Raw genomic sequence first — 17,050 nt, forward strand, 5'->3', positions numbered from 1 at the left:
TGGGAGAAATGCAGCGTATGTCTGATCAAGAGCAATGGAGCGAATCTGGACTTGAAATTGCAGTTGTAGGATTAGCAGGTACATTTCCTGGGGCACCGAATGTGCAAGCGTTTTGGGAAAATGTGTCGCAAGGGAAAGAATCCGTTACGTTTTTCACTGATGAAGAATTAAAGGCAGCGGGTGTAGATGAGACGCTGCTAAAACGTTCTGATTATGTCAAGGCAAAGCCATATTTAAAACAGGCATCATCATTTGATGCAGACTTTTTTGGCTACTCTCCGCGAGAGGCATCGATTATGGACCCGCAAATTCGATTGATGCATGAATGCACATGGCATGCGCTTGAGGATGCAGGCTATGAACCTGAGCAATACGAAGGTTTAATTGGTCTTTATGCCGGGGCATCTAGCAATCTATCGTGGATGGGGCAGCATATGTCGTCACTTGCAAAGAACGAAGATGTGTTTCAAATCATGCATCTCAATGACCCATCCTTTGCTTCTCGAATTGCCTATAAATTAAATCTAAAAGGTCCAAGCGTATCGGTGCAAACGGCTTGCTCCACATCACTTGTTGCGATCCATATGGCCTGCCAAGGATTAATCGGCGGTGAATGTGACCTTGCGTTAGCTGGAGGTGTCACACTTCATCAGCCGCAAATCACAGGCTATCAATACCAAGAAGGAATGATTTATTCTCCTGATGGTCATTGCCGTCCGTTTGATGAAAAAGCAAAAGGAACCGTTTTTGGTGAAGGTGCAGGCGTTGTTGCACTAAAACGATTAAAAGATGCGATAGAAGATGGAGATTTTATTTATGCTGTCGTAAAAGGATCTGCAACGAACAATGATGGAAGTAATAAAGTCGGCTATACAGCCCCAAGTGTGAGTGGACAGGCAAGTGTTATTGAATCTGCGTTAGAAATGGCTGAGACAGAACCAGAGACGATTTCTTATATCGAAGCACATGGAACGGGTACGCCTGTTGGAGATCCGATTGAGATTGAGGCGCTTACTCGTGCTTTTCAAACAGATCAACAAGGCTATTGCCGAATTGGATCAGTCAAAGCCAATATTGGTCATTTAGATGCCGCAAGCGGCGTAGCTGGTTTTATCAAAACAGTCATGATGCTGCATCATCGTCAATTTGCCCCGATGCCGCACTTTGAGAAGCCGAATCACCGTATTTCTTTTGATCAAACCCCATTTTATGTTGGGACAGACAAAGAGGAGTGGAAGACATCTCAATTGCCAAGGAGAGCTGGAGTCAGTGCCTTTGGTATAGGGGGAGCAAATGCTCATGTCATCTTAGAAGAGGCACAGCCGAGAAAAACAAACAGCAAGGCCTCGTCCAAAGAATTAATTGTGCTCTCAGCTAGATCAATGCATGATCTGAAGAACATGACAAAAAACTTAAAGGAATATGTCTCCTCACATCCTGATCTCTCACTTGGTGAAGCAGCTTATACCTTACAAAGTGGAAGAAAGGCTTTCAAATATCGAAAAGCGTTTGTCTGTTCCACGCGGGAAGAGTTATTAGCGGAGCTGCAATTGCTGAATGAAGAGACAGCAGGCAGAGAAAGTCATCTTTATAAACGGATCAACATGAAGCTGAAGGGGTACCATGAGTCAGGTTTACGTGATTACATCGAGCTGTATGAGAAAGATCCTTCTTTCAAAACAGAAGTGGATCGAATCGTAAGCCTTGTCCAACCCGCTTTACCTATCAAAAAAGATGAGCTGTTCCATCCTAAACAAAGCCGTCAATCAGAAGTGGCGATGCTGATCATGACATCGGCTTTTGCTAACATGCTAAGATCACTCGGAATTGAACCAGATGGCTGGATTGGAGAAGGCAGCGGAGTCTGGACAGCTTTATATGCAGCAGGCGGCCTTGAGCTAAATGATGCGGTATCTATTGTGTACCATCTTCATGACACCGAGATGGTTAATCAAAGGCTGGCTTCCCTGCCTCAGAGGACACTAAAGCAGCCTGTTTACTTGCAGCAAACCGGGGAGGAACTAATCACTTTCGACCCATCGTCTGCAAAAGGTCTTCTTAATATGGATCAGCCAGTAAAATCACCAATGATTGAGCAAGAATCACCAGCTTTGATCATTGAGCTTTCAATGAAACAAGGGATTGTATTTGAAAAGGGAGCAGAAAAAACAACCGAACCACTTGATGGAGACATGCTTCAAATTGCAGGTGTTCTTTGGGAAATAGGAGTCGGCTTAGCTTTTCCTGTAACAGATGAGAAGAACAGGCAGCGTATTCCGCTGCCTGGGTACCCATTTCATAAAACCGATTTCTCTGCACAAACAACTACGATGGCAGCCATTGAACCGCAAAAGCCGCAGAATGAACAGCGTGCCTTTGCTTCACTCGCTTCATTACAAAAAGAGATTCACGACATTGTGCAAACTCATTTTGGGTTTGATCAAATGGATGATGAATCGCCATTTTTTGAATTTGGTGCGACATCCCTTGATATTTCTCAGCTTGCAGCGAAAATATCTGAGCACGTGGACAAGCAAATTGACACTGTGCAATTGTATCGGTTTGCGACAGTGGCAAGTCTTGCTGAATATTTGTTTGAAGAACAGTCAGAGCAGGTTCAAACGCCTGCTTCTCGCCCAGTAAAAAACACGTCCCAGGAGCATACGGATATTGCGATTGTCGGAATGGCTGGAAGATTCCCAGGAGCTTCATCGCTAGAAGACTTTTGGCAGCGTCTTGTGAATGGCGAGGAAATGATTCACTTTTTCACAGAAGAAGAGCTCAAGAAAGCAGGGCTGGATGCGTCTGTCTACCAGCATCCGAATTTCATTGGAGCAAAAGGTCGTTTACAAGAGATCGAAGGCTTTGATGCAGACTTCTTTAACTATTCTGCTAGAGAGGCAGAGCTAATGGATCCGCAGTTCAGGCTCTTGCATGAATGTGCTTGGGAAGCGCTGGAGGATGCTGGCTGTGATCCTGATCGAATGGCAGGGAAAATTGGCGTTTATACAGGAACGAGTCCAAACCATGAGTGGCTGACGCGCTTTGCCCATCAAATGGAAGCAACTGAGCAGTTCAGCGCCATGCTGTTAAATGATCGTGAGTTTTTTAGTACGCAGCTTTCTTATAAATTGAATTTGCACGGGCCTAGTGTGACCATGCAGACAGCTTGTTCGACCTCGCTTGTCAACATAGGCATGGCCTGTCAAGCATTATTGAATCAAGAATGTGATGCCGCACTGGCTGGCGGTGTGACGGTCAGTTCTCCAGAAAATATCGGCTACATCTATCAAGATGGGATGATTCAATCAAAAGATGGACATTGCCGTCCGTTTGACCAAGAGGCGAGCGGAACCATTTTCGGAGATGGAGCGGGGATTGTTCTACTAAAACGTTATGAAGATGCGATGAGAGACGGCAACCCGATTCATGCGGTCATCAAGGGGGTTGGTGTGAACAATGATGGCAGCCGAAAAGCTGGTTTTACCGCTCCGAGCGTGGAAGGACAAGCAGAGGTTTTAAAAGAAACGTATGAAAAATCAGGTATCGATCCCGCGTCTATCGGTTATATAGAAGCTCACGGTACGGGGACAAAAATGGGAGATCCAATTGAGGTATCCGCTCTTAGCCAAGTGTTCAAAGGGACAGATCCGCTGACGATTCCGATCGGTTCTGTGAAAAGTAATGTCGGACACTTAAATAGTGCGGCAGGGATTGCAGGTCTGTTTAAGGCCATTTTGGCTCTCCAGCATAAAACGATCCCGCCAACCATTCATTATGAATCACCCAATCAGGAAATTCCTTTCAAAGATACACCGTTTTATGTGAATCAAAAGGCGTTGTATTGGAAGGAAGCAGATGGTCCGAGAAGAGCGGGAGTCAGCTCTTTTGGTATCGGCGGAACGAACGCTCATATGATCATAGAAGAGGGCATACAGGCGAAGCAAAAACCAGCTTCTACCCAAAAGCAGCTGCTCGTCTTATCTGCTAAAACAGATACTGCTTTAGCGAAAATGACAGAGCAATTAAAGCAGTATGTGATCCAGCATCCTCAAGTCCCGCTTGAAGATATTGCTTATACATTGCGGTATGGCAGAAAGCAGTTTCCATACCGAAAAGCGATCGTACTCGCGTCTGCTGATGAATGGATGCAGCAGAAACAGCTTGAAACGAGTGTGTTCCGAAGCCAAAAATGGCGCAAAGCAACCTTTATGTTTTCAGGTCAAGGCGCTCAGTATGCTGGTATGATGCGCGGGTTATATGATGCAGAGCCAGTGTTCAAATGGGAAGTAGATAGATGTTTTAAATATGTAATGGAAACGGAGCAAGTGGATTTAAAGGGCATTGTTTTTTCCGAGGATGAAACGAACGAAGACATCACAAAAACGTCAAATGCCCAGCCGCTCCTCTTTATATTTGAGTATGCATTAGCCAAATTGCTTCAACATAGCGGTGTTGAGCCAGAATCAATGATTGGACACAGTATCGGCGAATACGTTGCCGCTTGTTTGTCAGGGGTCTTTTCTCTCGAGTCTGCATTAACACTCGTGATGGCAAGAGGAAGATTAATGCAAGACATGGAAAAAGGCGCGATGCTTAGTGTGCAATTACCAGAGGCGGAACTCGTCTCGATGATCGATGAATCGCTTTCTGTTGCTGCTGTCAATGCAAAAGACCTTTGTGTCGTTTCTGGAAGAGAAGAGCATATCGCTGCATTTGAAAAGAAACTGCAAGACAAAGGAATTATCACAAGACAGCTCCATACTTCTCATGCCTTTCATTCCTACATGATGGAGCCAATGCTTGAGGCGTTTCAACAAATCGTAGAAAAAGTAGAATTGCAAGAGCCGGTGATTCCGTTTATATCGAATGTCACAGGCACATGGGCGACAAGAGAAGATGTGATGACAGCATCTTATTGGACGAACCACCTGCGTGGAACCGTTCGTTTTCATGAAGGTCTATCTCAGCTGTTAACCGATGAAGTACGAGCACTCATTGAAGTTGGACCTGGAAACAGCTTGACGGCATTAGCGAAACGTCATGAAAACAAAGAGTCACATCATGATGTCCTGAATATGGTGAGGCATACGAGAGAACAAGCGGATGACCATGCATATTTCTTAAAGAGAATAGGAGAGCTATGGGCAGGGGGCTACGAGGTCAAAGCGCAGCAACATCCAACTCAAGAGGAACGTCAGCTCGTATCGCTGCCGACCTATCCATTTGAGCGGAAACGATATTGGATTGAAGCAGGAAAGTCCGCGTCTCCGCAGCTATCCGCCCCTAAGGAAACGAAGAAGAAAGAGATGGAAGAATGGTTCTACCTGCCTTCATGGGAACAGCAGCCGCTAAAACCAGTTTTCGAAAAAGAAACAGAAGAACAAACGTGGCTCATTTTCAGGGAACAGGATGCTTTTCATGAACTGTTTACCCATTCATTTAAGCAAAAAGGGATCAAGGTCATTTCTGTCACAAAGGGTGAAGCTTATCAAGTGCAAGATGATTCGTTTACGATCAATCCGGCAGAAGGCCAGCACTACCGAAATATGCTAGATTCATTGTCTAATAGAGGCATCAATATCCAGCGGATTCTGCATTTATGGGAAGCTGCGAAAGAAGATGACAACTCGAATCGTCAAGCTGCTTTTCAGGCGCACATTGAAAAAGGCTATTACAGTTTAATTTTCTTATCTCAAGCGATTGCTGCCCAAAAAAATATTCGAGAATGCCGTCTGTTTACGATCACTAGCGGAATTCAGCCAGTCACAGGCAATGAGACGATATGTGCAGAGAAAAGTGCAATGCTTGGACCATGTAAAGTCATTTCACAGGAATACCATCATATTAAGTGCTGGAATATCGATGTGGAAGACGTGCCAGAAGTCATGTCTTGGAAGGAACAAGTCCTTGTCGATCTTATTTTGCAGGAAATCATGCAGCCTGGAAAGGACCAGCTTGTGGCGTATCGTCATCGAAAGCGCTGGGTGCAGAGCTACAAGCATTTGCCGCTGCAAAAAGAAGATGGACTTCCGAAGATGATCAGGCCAAATGGTGTGTATCTGATTACAGGAGGTTTAGGTGGTATCGGATTTGTTCTGTCAAAGATGCTGGCGAAGGAAGGAAATGTACATCTTTATTTAACTGGAAGAACGGCATTGCCGCCAAGAAATGAATGGGCGTCATATGTTCAACAAGCAAATGCCGATGAAGCGCAGCGCACGAGAATTGAAAAGGTGCTTGAGCTCGAACGATTAGGGGCAACAGTAGAAGCGGTGCAGGCGAATGCAGGAGATCTTGATCAGATGAAACGTGTATTTGATGCCATTCGCAAAAAGCATGGCGGCGTTCATGGTGTATTCCATGCAGCAGGATTACCAGGAAGTACATCCTTCCGTGCAATCAAAGATATCCCTTCTACACTGGCGCAGGGAGAGGATCAATTCCAATCAAAGGTGAAAGGGCTTGATGTGCTAGAGCAGCTGCTGGAACAAGAACAAGCAGACTTTTGTCTTCTCTTTTCTTCCATTAGTGCATTGCTTGGGGGCTTAGGATTCTCTGCTTACTCAGCGGCTAACTTATATATGGATGCATTTGCAGCTAGACTTAATCAACATAGTCAAACCCCGTGGATGTGTGTGAACTGGGATGCATGGAATTTCTGGGGTGAGCTAGAATCCACAATTGGTGAATCGATCAATGAGCTTGCGATTTTACCAGAAGAGGGTGCTGAGCTGTTCCAGTATGTTCTGTCTAACCGGCAGAATCGACACATGCTTGTGTCCACAGGAAATCTTGATGAACGGATAGATCAATGGCTATCACTAGAGCCTAAGACCGCACCAGATGAGGATTCATACGAAGTGTCTAAGCACGAAAGACCAGAGCTGGGCAATCCATATGTGGCGCCTCGAAATGAAACTGAAAAAGCGATCTGTCAAGTATGGCAGGATTTTATGGGCATGGAACAAGTGGGCATTCACGACAATTTCTTTGATCTCGGCGCAAGCTCGCTGGATATTGTTCAAGTCACCAATCGGTTAAATCAAGCACTTCAAACAAATGAAGCGGTTGTGACCTTGTTTACGTACCCTTCTGTTGCAGAGCTTGCGAAATATATCCAGCCTTCTGAGGACTCGAAGGAAGAAGCGATGGAAGAAGAACTAGCCGTCGTCACTTCAGGTGATCGAAGAGCTCGTTTTAAACAGCAACGGAATAAAAGATTGAGAGGCGGAATCGAGAATGAATGATACAACGAATCACTATCATGGCGCAGAAATTGCTGTTATCGGTCTTGCAGGTCGTTTTCCAGGGGCCAAAAATGTAGATGAGTACTGGGAGAATCTGAAAAAGGGAAAAGAAACAATTTCTTTTTTTACAGAGGAAGAATTACGGCGTGAAGGTACAGATGAAGCTTTATTAAAAAACCCCCGTTTTGTTAAAGCAAAAGGAATGCTAGATGATGTGGATTTATTTGATGCAGATTTCTTTGACTATACACCAAAGGAAGCGGCTATGATGGACCCGCAGTTTAGACTGTTTCATGAATGTGTTTGGACGGCGCTTGAAGACGCTGGGTACGATCCGTTTGAATATAAAGGGCAAATCGGTCTTTATACAGGTGCAGGGATCAATACAGAATGGGTCATGAGAGCACTTCAAGGGGCGGCACAAGGTGAAGATTCGAAAACACTGGAAGCTGCCGTTCTGAATATGCGTGATTATTTAGCGACGATGATTTCATATAAATTAAATCTGAAGGGACCGAGTATGGTGGTACAAACCGCCTGCTCGACCTCGATGGTATCGATTCATTTAGCCGTTCAGGCTTTATTAAGCGGCGACTGTCATATGGCAGTTGCAGGCGGCGTGTCCATTCGCCTGCCGCAAAAATCGGGCTATCTGTATCAAGAAGGCATGATCCATTCATCTGACGGACATTGCCGCGTCTTTGATAACAAAGCCGATGGAACCGTTTTTGGTGATGGTGCAGGTGCTGTTATTTTAAAAAATTTAGAGGATGCCATTGAAGACGGCGATCACATTTATGCTGTCATTAAAGGATCATCTATTAATAATGACGGAAATAGAAAAGTAGGATATACAGCACCAAGTACGAAAGGTCAAGTTTCAGCGATTAAGACAGCACTTCGAATGGCTGAGGTGGAACCTGAAACCATTTCGTACATTGAAGCACATGGAACCGGGACAACCCTCGGAGATCCGATCGAAATTGAAGCGCTCAAGCAAGCATTTGATACAGATAAAAAAGGCTTTTGCCGCATTGGGTCTGTCAAATCGAATGTTGGTCATTTGAATGATGCATCAGGTGTCGCGGGCTTTATTAAAACCGTTTTAAGCTTAAAGCATCAAGTGATTCCGCCGACCATTCATTTTGAAACACCAAATGAAAAAATTGAGTTTGCCGATTCACCTTTTGTTGTAAACACAGATTTGACGCCATGGAGCACGCAAGAATCTCCTCGCCGGGCAGGTGTAAGCTCATTTGGGATAGGTGGAACAAATGCTCATGTCATTTTAGAAGAAGCACCTGCTGCACGTGTAGCAACAGATAGTCCTGAGGATAGTGAACTTCTTTTATTATCTGCCAAAACACCAGCAGCTCTTGAAAAAATGACGGATCGTCTTGCGGACTACTTACTCCAGCATCAGCAGCAAGTCCGTCTAAGTGACGTTGCCTATACGCTGCAAACAGGGCGCCATCATTTTCCGCATAAACGTGTCATTCTTGGAAGTAACACGGCTGACATGCTGCAGGCACTCAGTCAAAGGTCAAAAGAGGTGGTCAAGACGGCCAGCTCCCAAACATCAAGCCGTCCAGTCGTCTTTCTTTTCCCAGGCCAAGGATCTCAGTATGTAGACATGGGGCGTCAGCTTTATGACAAATATCCAGTCTTTAAGGAAGCGCTGGATCAATGCTTGAATCAATTCAAACAGCATGTCTCAGTTGACCCATTTCGTCTTTTGTTTTCAACAGAAGAAAGTGATGATCGTCAGCTGATCAACCAAACAGAATACACGCAGCCGCTTCTGTTTAGTGTGGAATATGCTTTGGCTAAATTGCTGATTCATTTTGGCGTCAAACCGCAGGCACTGATCGGCCACAGTATTGGAGAATACACGGCTGCTGCGGTATCTGGTTTACTATCTGTTGAAGATGCCGTAGATCTTGTGGCTTATCGCGGACAGCTCATTAGCCAGCTTCCAAAAGGCTCTATGCTGAGCGTTCCTTTGAGTGAACAGGACGTGCTGCCATACTTAACAGATGATCTTTCACTTGCAGCAGTAAATGGTCCTGAATTGTGCGTAGTGTCAGGTGAGACCGCAGCCATTGATGCACTTGCTGAGAAGCTGGAGGCTGCTGGACATGGGTGTAGAAAGCTTCACACTTCTCATGCCTTCCATTCTAAAATGATGGATGACATCTTGCCATCATTTAAAGAAAAGGTCGCCGAGTATCAATTGAATGCGCCGTCTATCCCGTATATTTCTAACGTCACAGGTACATGGATTGACCATGAAGCAGTGCAAGACCCGGCATATTGGGCTGATCATTTGCGGCAAGCAGTTCGTTTCCGTGATGGAGCGGAGACATTATTAACGGAGCTTGATCCTATTTTCGTTGAAGTCGGGCCAGGGAATACGTTAAGTGCCTTTATTCGCCAAGCTTCAAAGGAACATCATCAGCAGCCGATTCCATTAATGCGTCATCCAAAAGAAGAGGCAGCCGACGACCGCTACCTGCTGGGAAGATTGGGTGACATCTGGCTTCAAGGGGTGCCGGTTGACTGGACAAGATTGCGAAATCAGACATCAAATCAAAAAGTATCCTTGCCAACCTATCCGTTTGAACGACAACGATATTGGATTGAAAAGGTAGATACAGCCGCATTATCTTCATCTTCAGGTGTGCAAATGGTGGTGCCAAAGGAAAACAAGACACAGGAAATAGAAGAAAACAATCAAGTCCATGCCGCCGCATCGAATGACATTGAGGCAACGTTACAGCGGATGTGGAAAGACATTTTAGGAATTGAAAAGGTGGAAAGAGACGACCATTTCTTTGAGCTTGGGGGACATTCGTTAAATGCCACCGGTCTCATTTCTCAAATTCACAAAGAGTTTGGTGTAGAGCTAACGCTCACAGATATGTTTAACAATCCGACGATTGAAAAGCTCCAAGCATTCATCGAGAAGGCTGAGAAGCATCAATATTTCAAGATTGAACCAGTCGAAAAGAAAGACACGTATCCATTATCTGCTGCTCAAAGACGGACATTCCTCATTCATCAGCGTATTGGTCAAGTGACCTCATACAACATGCCGATGGCACTAAGATGTAAAGGGGAAATTGACGTCGAGCGCTTTGAGCAGACCTTCAAGCAATTAATTGATCGTCACGAAACCTTGCGAACGACCTTTGAATTAAAAGATGGTGAACCGGTTCAGCGGGTCCATGATGACTTCCAGTTTGCTGTTGAATTGACAGAGGCTGATGAAGAAGGATTAGAAGCACAAATCGATGAATTCATTCGTCCATTTGACTTAAAGGCTGCACCATTGATCCGTGTGCGTTTTGTGAAAATCGCAGCACATGATCACCTCTTATTAGTCGATATGCATAATATTGTGGCGGATGGAGCGAGCATGAACATCTTTATTAAAGAATTTACTGAGCTCTATCGAGGGGAAACCTTGCCGGAACTCACTGTTCAATATAAAGATTATGCAGAATGGCAAGACAAATATTTCCGCAGCGAGATGTTCCAAAAGCAGCAGGATTATTGGAAGCAGCAAATTGGCTCAAATGTGCCAACTTTGACAATGCCATATGATTTTGAACGGAAGGAACAATCCTTCTTAGGAAGAGCGATCAAATTCAACATTGAACCGCACATCGTGGAGAAAATTGAACAGCTTGCTGAACAGTATCAGCTGACAAATAACGTCATCTTGTTCCAGCTCTATGGACTGCTGCTCTCACGTTATGCAGATCAAGAGAAGCTGATTGTTGGGTCACTTGTGGCTGGAAGACGTCATGCAGATATCGAGCATACAATTGGCATGTTCACAAACTTCCTGCCTATTAAACTAGACATGGTACAAGACGCAACCTTTACAGATCAACTGGCGCAGACAAAGCAAGTGCTGCTGGATGCGTATGACCATCAAGAGTACCCATTTGATCAAATGGTCGAGCATCTGAATCCAAAAACAAGACCGCATCGCAATCCATTTTTTGATACAATGCTCATTTACCATAATGAGTACGATCCGAATATTAAAATCGAAGCCGATGGACTAACATTTGAAACACATGAGTTTGCAAAGGGAATTTCCAAACTCGATATGAAAATGGATGTTGTTAGAGAAGTAACAGGTGAGTTAAAGTGCGTCCTTCAATACAATCTTGCACTGTTTAAACATGAGACAATGCAAGCGTTCGTCAAGCACTTCGAGCACTTGGTCGAACAGGCTGTTCAAACACCTGATCAATTGCTCAAGGATTTCGCTGTTCTTTCACAGGAAGAAGAACAGGCAGCAAAGGAGAAAAGGGAGCGTGCAGAGGAAAAAGCACCGCTCGTACTAACGGTCAGCTCGACATTTACAGCAGATCCGATCGCACCTTACATTCAGTACTGGACCAAACAGTTTGACGTGCAGCTGGATGTTCAATTTGCACCGTATGGGCAGGTATATCAGGAATTATTAAATGAGCGCAGCCTTATCTCACAGAAGAAAAACGGTGCGAACCTTCTGCTCATTCGTTTAGAGGATATTACAGGCCCAGCTCATCTTTCACTGGAAGAAAAGAAAAAACAGGCTGCAGAGCATGCTGAAGAACTTGCAAGCGTTCTGAAATCAAAAACGAAACATAACCTATATTTTGTTGGGATTCTGCCGATAAGTGCTGCTCTTAAAGACACGCTGCAAGATGTGGAACAAGAGTGGATTACTCAATTATCTGAGATAGACGGTGTTCAATTGATTGATTGCCGTCAGCTTGCGCAGCAATATCAGATGAATGACATCTTTGATGCAAAAGGAGAGCAAGCCGCACATCTCCCATTCACAGAAGTCTTTTGTGGAGCCATCGGAACAAAAGTCGCACGTGAGTTCATTGCATGGCAAGGCGCACCATTTAAGGTAGCAGCCATTGATTGTGATCACACGCTTTGGAGAGGTGTCGTTTCAGAAGACGGTATAGAAGGCATCGATATTACGCCAGAACATCAAATGCTTCAGCGCTTTTTAAAACAAAAGCAAAAAGAAGGTCTCTTGCTTGTCTTAAGCAGCAGGAATAATGAAGAAGATGTGTGGCGCGTGTTTGAAAACCACCCAGATATGATCTTGCAAAAAGACGATATTGTCGACTGGCGGATCAATTGGGAAAGTAAACCGGCACATCTCAAAGAGATGGCAGATTCACTGAATCTTTCATTATCTCAGTTTATTTTCTTAGACGATGATCCTGCTCAGTGCTTGCGTATGAATGAAGAGCTGCCTGAAGTGATGACACTGCTGTTACCTGCCAATGAAAAAGCGATTCCATTATTCGCCCAGCATGCTTGGGCATTCGACCGCTATGATATTACAGATGAAGATAGAGGGCGAACAACGAGCTACAAGGCTGAAAAAGCTCGTCAAAAAGAGCAAGCAGAATCGCCGTCTATGGAGCAATTTTTACAAGATTTGAATTTGAACATGAGTGTAACAGAGTGGGAAGAAAAGCACCTTGCCCGCGTGGCGCAAATGAGCAGCCGCATTAACCAATTCCGCTTAAATGATCAGCGCTTTGATGAACAGCAGCTAAGAGAGCGATTGGAAAATGAGCGTGTTCAGGGCTGGATTATTGAGTCAGCGGATCGCTTCAGTCATGAAGGAATTGTAGGGGCGATCTTGGCTCATCATGCAGGCGACACCTTGATCATCGATGCATGGATGCTAAGCTGCCGTGCGCTAGGGAAAGGGATTGAGCAAAAATGTCTGACATGGCTCGCTGAGTATAGCCGTCAGCACCAGATTTCTGCTATTGAATTCACATTTGCATCGACTGGACGTAATGAGCTGTTCAAGTCATTTATGAAAGAAAACAAGATGCAGGAGATTGAGGAGCAGCAAACATACCGTATACAAGTGGAAGAAATCGGTTCACTAAGTGATCACATTCAGATTGTTGACCACCTGTCACCTCGTCAGCACCCGGCTGAAGAAATAGAGGGTCAAAAGGTGGAGACAGTAAGTCATTCAGCTTCTGGAGGTTACACATGGGAAACGGTTCAAACAGATCAAACGCTGCACAGCGGTTATGTAAAAGCCCTTAAGGTACATGATCAAGAAGGTCTGCGATCATTATTAAAGACAGAACTAACGCAGGATCAAGGACTTTACGCACAGCCCACTAATGAACGCGAGGCATTGCTTCTTGAGATTTGGTGTGACATTCTTCATGTGGAAAAAGTAGGAATTGACAACGACTTTTTCGATTTGGGAGGAAATTCTTTACTTGCTGTCAAAATGGAAGTAGAGATTGAAAAGAAGGGTTGGTATGTTGATGATTTGAATTTTGCTGAAAAACACACCATTCGAGAATTAGCAAAATATATGAAGAGGGAGAATCAGCATGCATAAAGATGTAAAAGCCATATATGAAGAATCAAAAATTTTAGATGAGGCCACTCATTTATACGGAGTCCAGCGAAGTGACATCCACTTTATCGCAGATGCAGAAAACTATGTGTATGAACTTAAAAAAGACGGAGAGTCTTTCATTTTAAAAATTACCCATACCATCCGCAGATCACCTGATTATATTTTAGGTGAAATGGAATGGCTCCATCACTTAGCGAAGGGCGGACTTTCGGTTGCAAAACCAATTGCTTCATTAAATGGCCGTGATATCGAGCAAGTAGACGATGGGCAAGGTGGTTCATTTTTGCTGCGAGTCTATGAAAAAGCACCAGGTCATAAAGTTGAAGAGGCAGACTGGAATGATGAATTATTTTATGCGCTTGGACAGTACACAGGCCGCATGCATAAACTGACAAAAAGCTATCAGCTGTCAGACCCGCGATATAAAAGACAAGAGTGGGATGAAGAGGAGCAGCTTAAATTACGTAAGTATGTACCAGCCGATCAGACGCTTGTGTTCGAACAAGCGGATCGGTTGATGGAAAAGCTGTCAAAGCTGCCGAAAAATCAGGATACGTACGGATTGGTTCATGCGGATCTTCATCACGGAAACTTCCACTGGGATCAAGGCAAAATTACGACCTTTGATTTCGATGATATCGGGTACAATTGGTTTATGAATGATATTAGCATTTTGCTATACAATGTGTTGTGGTACCCAGTCATTCCATACGAAGACAAAGCAGCTTTTGCAGGAAACTTTATGAAGCAATTCCTTAAAGGCTATCGTGAGGAGAATGAGCTTGGGGATGAGTGGCTTGCCTACATTCCTGACTTCCTTCGCTTACGTCACGTGCTGATCTATGGCTTGCTGCATCAAGCATTTGATTTGGCTACCATCGGAGAAGAAGAGAAGGCCATGCTCGCTAGCTTCCGCTCCGACATTGAGCAAGCAGCGCCGATTACAACGTTTGACTTTACAAAGCTAAGTCAATCTTAACTTCAAAATCCCCGCCTCTGTAATAAGGCGGGGATTGTTTTTTTATGGGCGATAGGTGGACGGTGATTCAATGATGTGAAACAGATTCTTTCCTTGCTTTGTATTATCGATCCAGCCTTGAAATGCTACTTTCCCAGGTCCATATGCATAGACAGGGACATCCTCACCTGTATGAGCAAAGGTTGTCCAGCCTGAGAAAGAACGTTGATCAAAGATGTGTTGAATGCTGAGTTGAATCGTACTGGCCTTCCCTGATTGTGCCGCTTTTTCCACCTGTGAGATTTCCTTTTTTGTGAGTGAGAAATCAATATTGGTGTGAAGGACATCACGTACCGATTGGCCGTCTGCGATTTTCTTTGTCATATACACAGGTGTTTTCTTAGCAGCTAGAATGGGTGCTGGGTCCCATTTATAGCCGGTTTCACTTGTCATGCCATCTGCACCAAACGAAAAGCCGCCAGTCGCATGATCTGCTGTGATGACGACGAGGGTTTCTTGATCCTTTTTAGCGAATTGAAGAGCCGCTTGGACTGCTTTCTCAAAATCCTCCATCTCACTCATGGCGCCGACCACATCATTTTCATGTCCAGCAGAATCAATGGTACTGCCTTCAAGCAGCATGAAAAACCCATGCGAATTGTCTTGATTTAATTGGGTCAATGCTGCCAGTGTCATGTCTTTTAAAGTAGGCACATGCTTTGGACGATCGATGGCTCGATCCAGCTCGTCCTCTTGGAATAAGCCGAGCATTTTCGAAGATGATTGGGAAGTTAAATCATCTTTTGATCTTAGAATGGAATATCCGCTCTTCTTAAATTCTTTCACAAGATCACGGTCTTTTCGGTCAAAATATTGCATTCCGCCACCTAGAAGGATATCAACTTTGTGCTCTCCACCTATTTTCTCATCAAAAAAGTGGTCTGCAATTTGTTCTTTGTTTTTTCGGGAGACGTTATGTGTGCCAAAAGCGGCAGGTGTCGCATCGGTGATGTCAGATGAGACAACAAAGGCTGTTTTCATTTGTGCTTCCTTTGCTGCTTCAACGACACTTCTAAGAGGTTCTTTATCTTGGTTGACGGCGATGGCATCATTGTATGTCTTTTTTCCAGTCGCCATGGCCGTGGCTGCGGCAGCTGAGTCGGTAATATTATCTCGAGGATCATCTGGGTGTGTGGTCTGCATCCCGACTAAATGCGGGTCCCAGACGGTTTGTGCTTTTGGAGAACCAAGCTTTTCTTGCTTGAATGTGCGGTAGGCTTTGATCACGGGCATCCCCATTCCATCGCCAACGATAAAAATAATATTTTTTGGTGTTTTCGTTTGTTTCTTGTCTGCTGCATTTGTTGATACGGGAGTGACATAATGTGAGGTCAATAAAGCAGCGAATACGAGTACTACTAGAATTCCACTCATAAGATAAATACGTTTTTTACGATCCATAGAGCCCATGAAAAATCCCCTTTTATCATTTATTTCATAATTTGTATTTTATTTGAATGAAGGCGATGGTTCAACCCCTTTTCCCATAAAAAAAGGTGATGAGACTTTTGCCTCATCACCTTTTATACCGTATCACACTTGACGCCAACGACGCCTTCTAGATCTTTAATATCAAAATACACATCAGTTGTATAGCGATCTTTATGCACGCGTACACGTACTTCCATAATCGGATAGTTCTTTTCTGTTAAATCATCAATACGAACAGAATGAATGCGAATATTGAGGGCTTTCATTTCTTTTAAAATATCCGTCATACGGTTTCGATCAGAAAGAGACATTCTGATGCGTATTTCTTTTTCCTGTAAGCGAATCGGTCCGATCCGCTGGAAGAGCCACGGTAGAAATTCGACACTAACCAGAATAAAGAAAAGACTGAGGAAGGCTTCTTTATAAAATCCTGCACCTGTTGCAACCCCAAGTCCTGCTGCTCCCCAGATCATCGCAGAAGTCGTAAGACCTGAGATGACATCATTGCTTTTTCGCAGAATCACACCTGCTCCAATAAAACCAACACCAGATATAATTTGCGCCGGTAACCTGAGTGGGTCCATTTGAAGCCTAGAGACTCGAGGGAAATTGTAGGCTGCATCAATGCTGATGATGGTTAACACGCAGGAGCTGACAGCAATGACAATACACGTTTTTAAGCCGAGCGGCTTTTTCTTCAGCTCTCGTTCGAGCCCAATAATCAAACCGATTAAGGTGGCCACGGCTAACTTTAAGACTGTATCCCATTCAATCGTCCAAAACATGCGTATCGCTCCTTCACTTCATGTACGTTTCACATCATGTATATGATCTTCTCACAGCCCATATGGCTGCACAACTTCTATTTTATTCAGAAATGGGAGAAAGAAAAGCATTTTATTTAAAAAAGAAAGTCATCCGCTTAAG

5 protein-coding genes are annotated in these 17,050 nt (G+C 44.3%); 3 read left to right on the forward strand and 2 right to left on the reverse strand.

Annotated elements, in window-relative coordinates:
• Window positions 1–17 precede the first annotated feature (17 nt).
• Genes MHH68_RS03450 through MHH68_RS03460 form a run of 3 tightly spaced genes read left to right on the forward strand, consistent with a single transcriptional unit; the run spans window position 18 to window position 14,653 of the window.
• Window positions 18–7,250 carry an SDR family NAD(P)-dependent oxidoreductase gene (locus MHH68_RS03450; RefSeq protein ID WP_339165148.1) on the forward strand — a complete coding sequence of 2,411 codons (7,233 nt, stop codon included), beginning with the start codon at window positions 18–20 and terminating at the stop codon, window positions 7,248–7,250.
• Window positions 7,243–13,653 carry an HAD-IIIC family phosphatase gene (locus MHH68_RS03455; protein WP_339165150.1) on the forward strand — a complete coding sequence of 2,137 codons (6,411 nt, stop codon included), beginning with the start codon at window positions 7,243–7,245 and terminating at the stop codon, window positions 13,651–13,653. The genes MHH68_RS03450 and MHH68_RS03455 overlap by 8 nt, the downstream gene beginning before the upstream one ends.
• On the forward strand, window positions 13,646–14,653 hold the full coding sequence (locus tag MHH68_RS03460) for a phosphotransferase enzyme family protein (RefSeq protein WP_061407032.1): 1,008 nt from the start codon (window positions 13,646–13,648) through the stop codon (window positions 14,651–14,653). Before MHH68_RS03455 ends, MHH68_RS03460 begins: the two co-directional genes overlap by 8 nt.
• A 42-nt stretch (window positions 14,654–14,695) precedes the next feature.
• Here MHH68_RS03460 and MHH68_RS03465 read toward each other — a convergent pair whose 3' ends face one another.
• Window positions 14,696–16,102, reverse strand: a complete 1,407-nt coding sequence (locus MHH68_RS03465; RefSeq protein ID WP_339165152.1) for an alkaline phosphatase — start codon at window positions 16,100–16,102, stop codon at window positions 14,696–14,698.
• 113 nt (window positions 16,103–16,215) lie between these two features.
• Window positions 16,216–16,914 carry an MgtC/SapB family protein gene (locus MHH68_RS03470; protein ID WP_170966033.1) on the reverse strand — a complete coding sequence of 233 codons (699 nt, stop codon included), beginning with the start codon at window positions 16,912–16,914 and terminating at the stop codon, window positions 16,216–16,218.
• Window positions 16,915–17,050: the final 136 nt, after the last annotated feature.

This window comes from Bacillus sp. FSL K6-2841, assembly GCF_037976435.1.
GTDB lineage: Bacteria > Bacillota > Bacilli > Bacillales > Bacillaceae > Bacillus > Bacillus pumilus.

Coding starts and splice junctions, on each gene's coding strand:
- MHH68_RS03450 (WP_339165148.1), top strand. CDS start 18: ATGTCTGATCAAGAGCAATGGAGCGAATCTGGACTTGAAATTGCAGTT.
- MHH68_RS03465 (WP_339165152.1), bottom strand. CDS start 16,102: ATGGGCTCTATGGATCGTAAAAAACGTATTTATCTTATGAGTGGAATT.
- MHH68_RS03460 (WP_061407032.1), top strand. CDS start 13,646: ATGCATAAAGATGTAAAAGCCATATATGAAGAATCAAAAATTTTAGAT.
- MHH68_RS03455 (WP_339165150.1), top strand. CDS start 7,243: ATGAATGATACAACGAATCACTATCATGGCGCAGAAATTGCTGTTATC.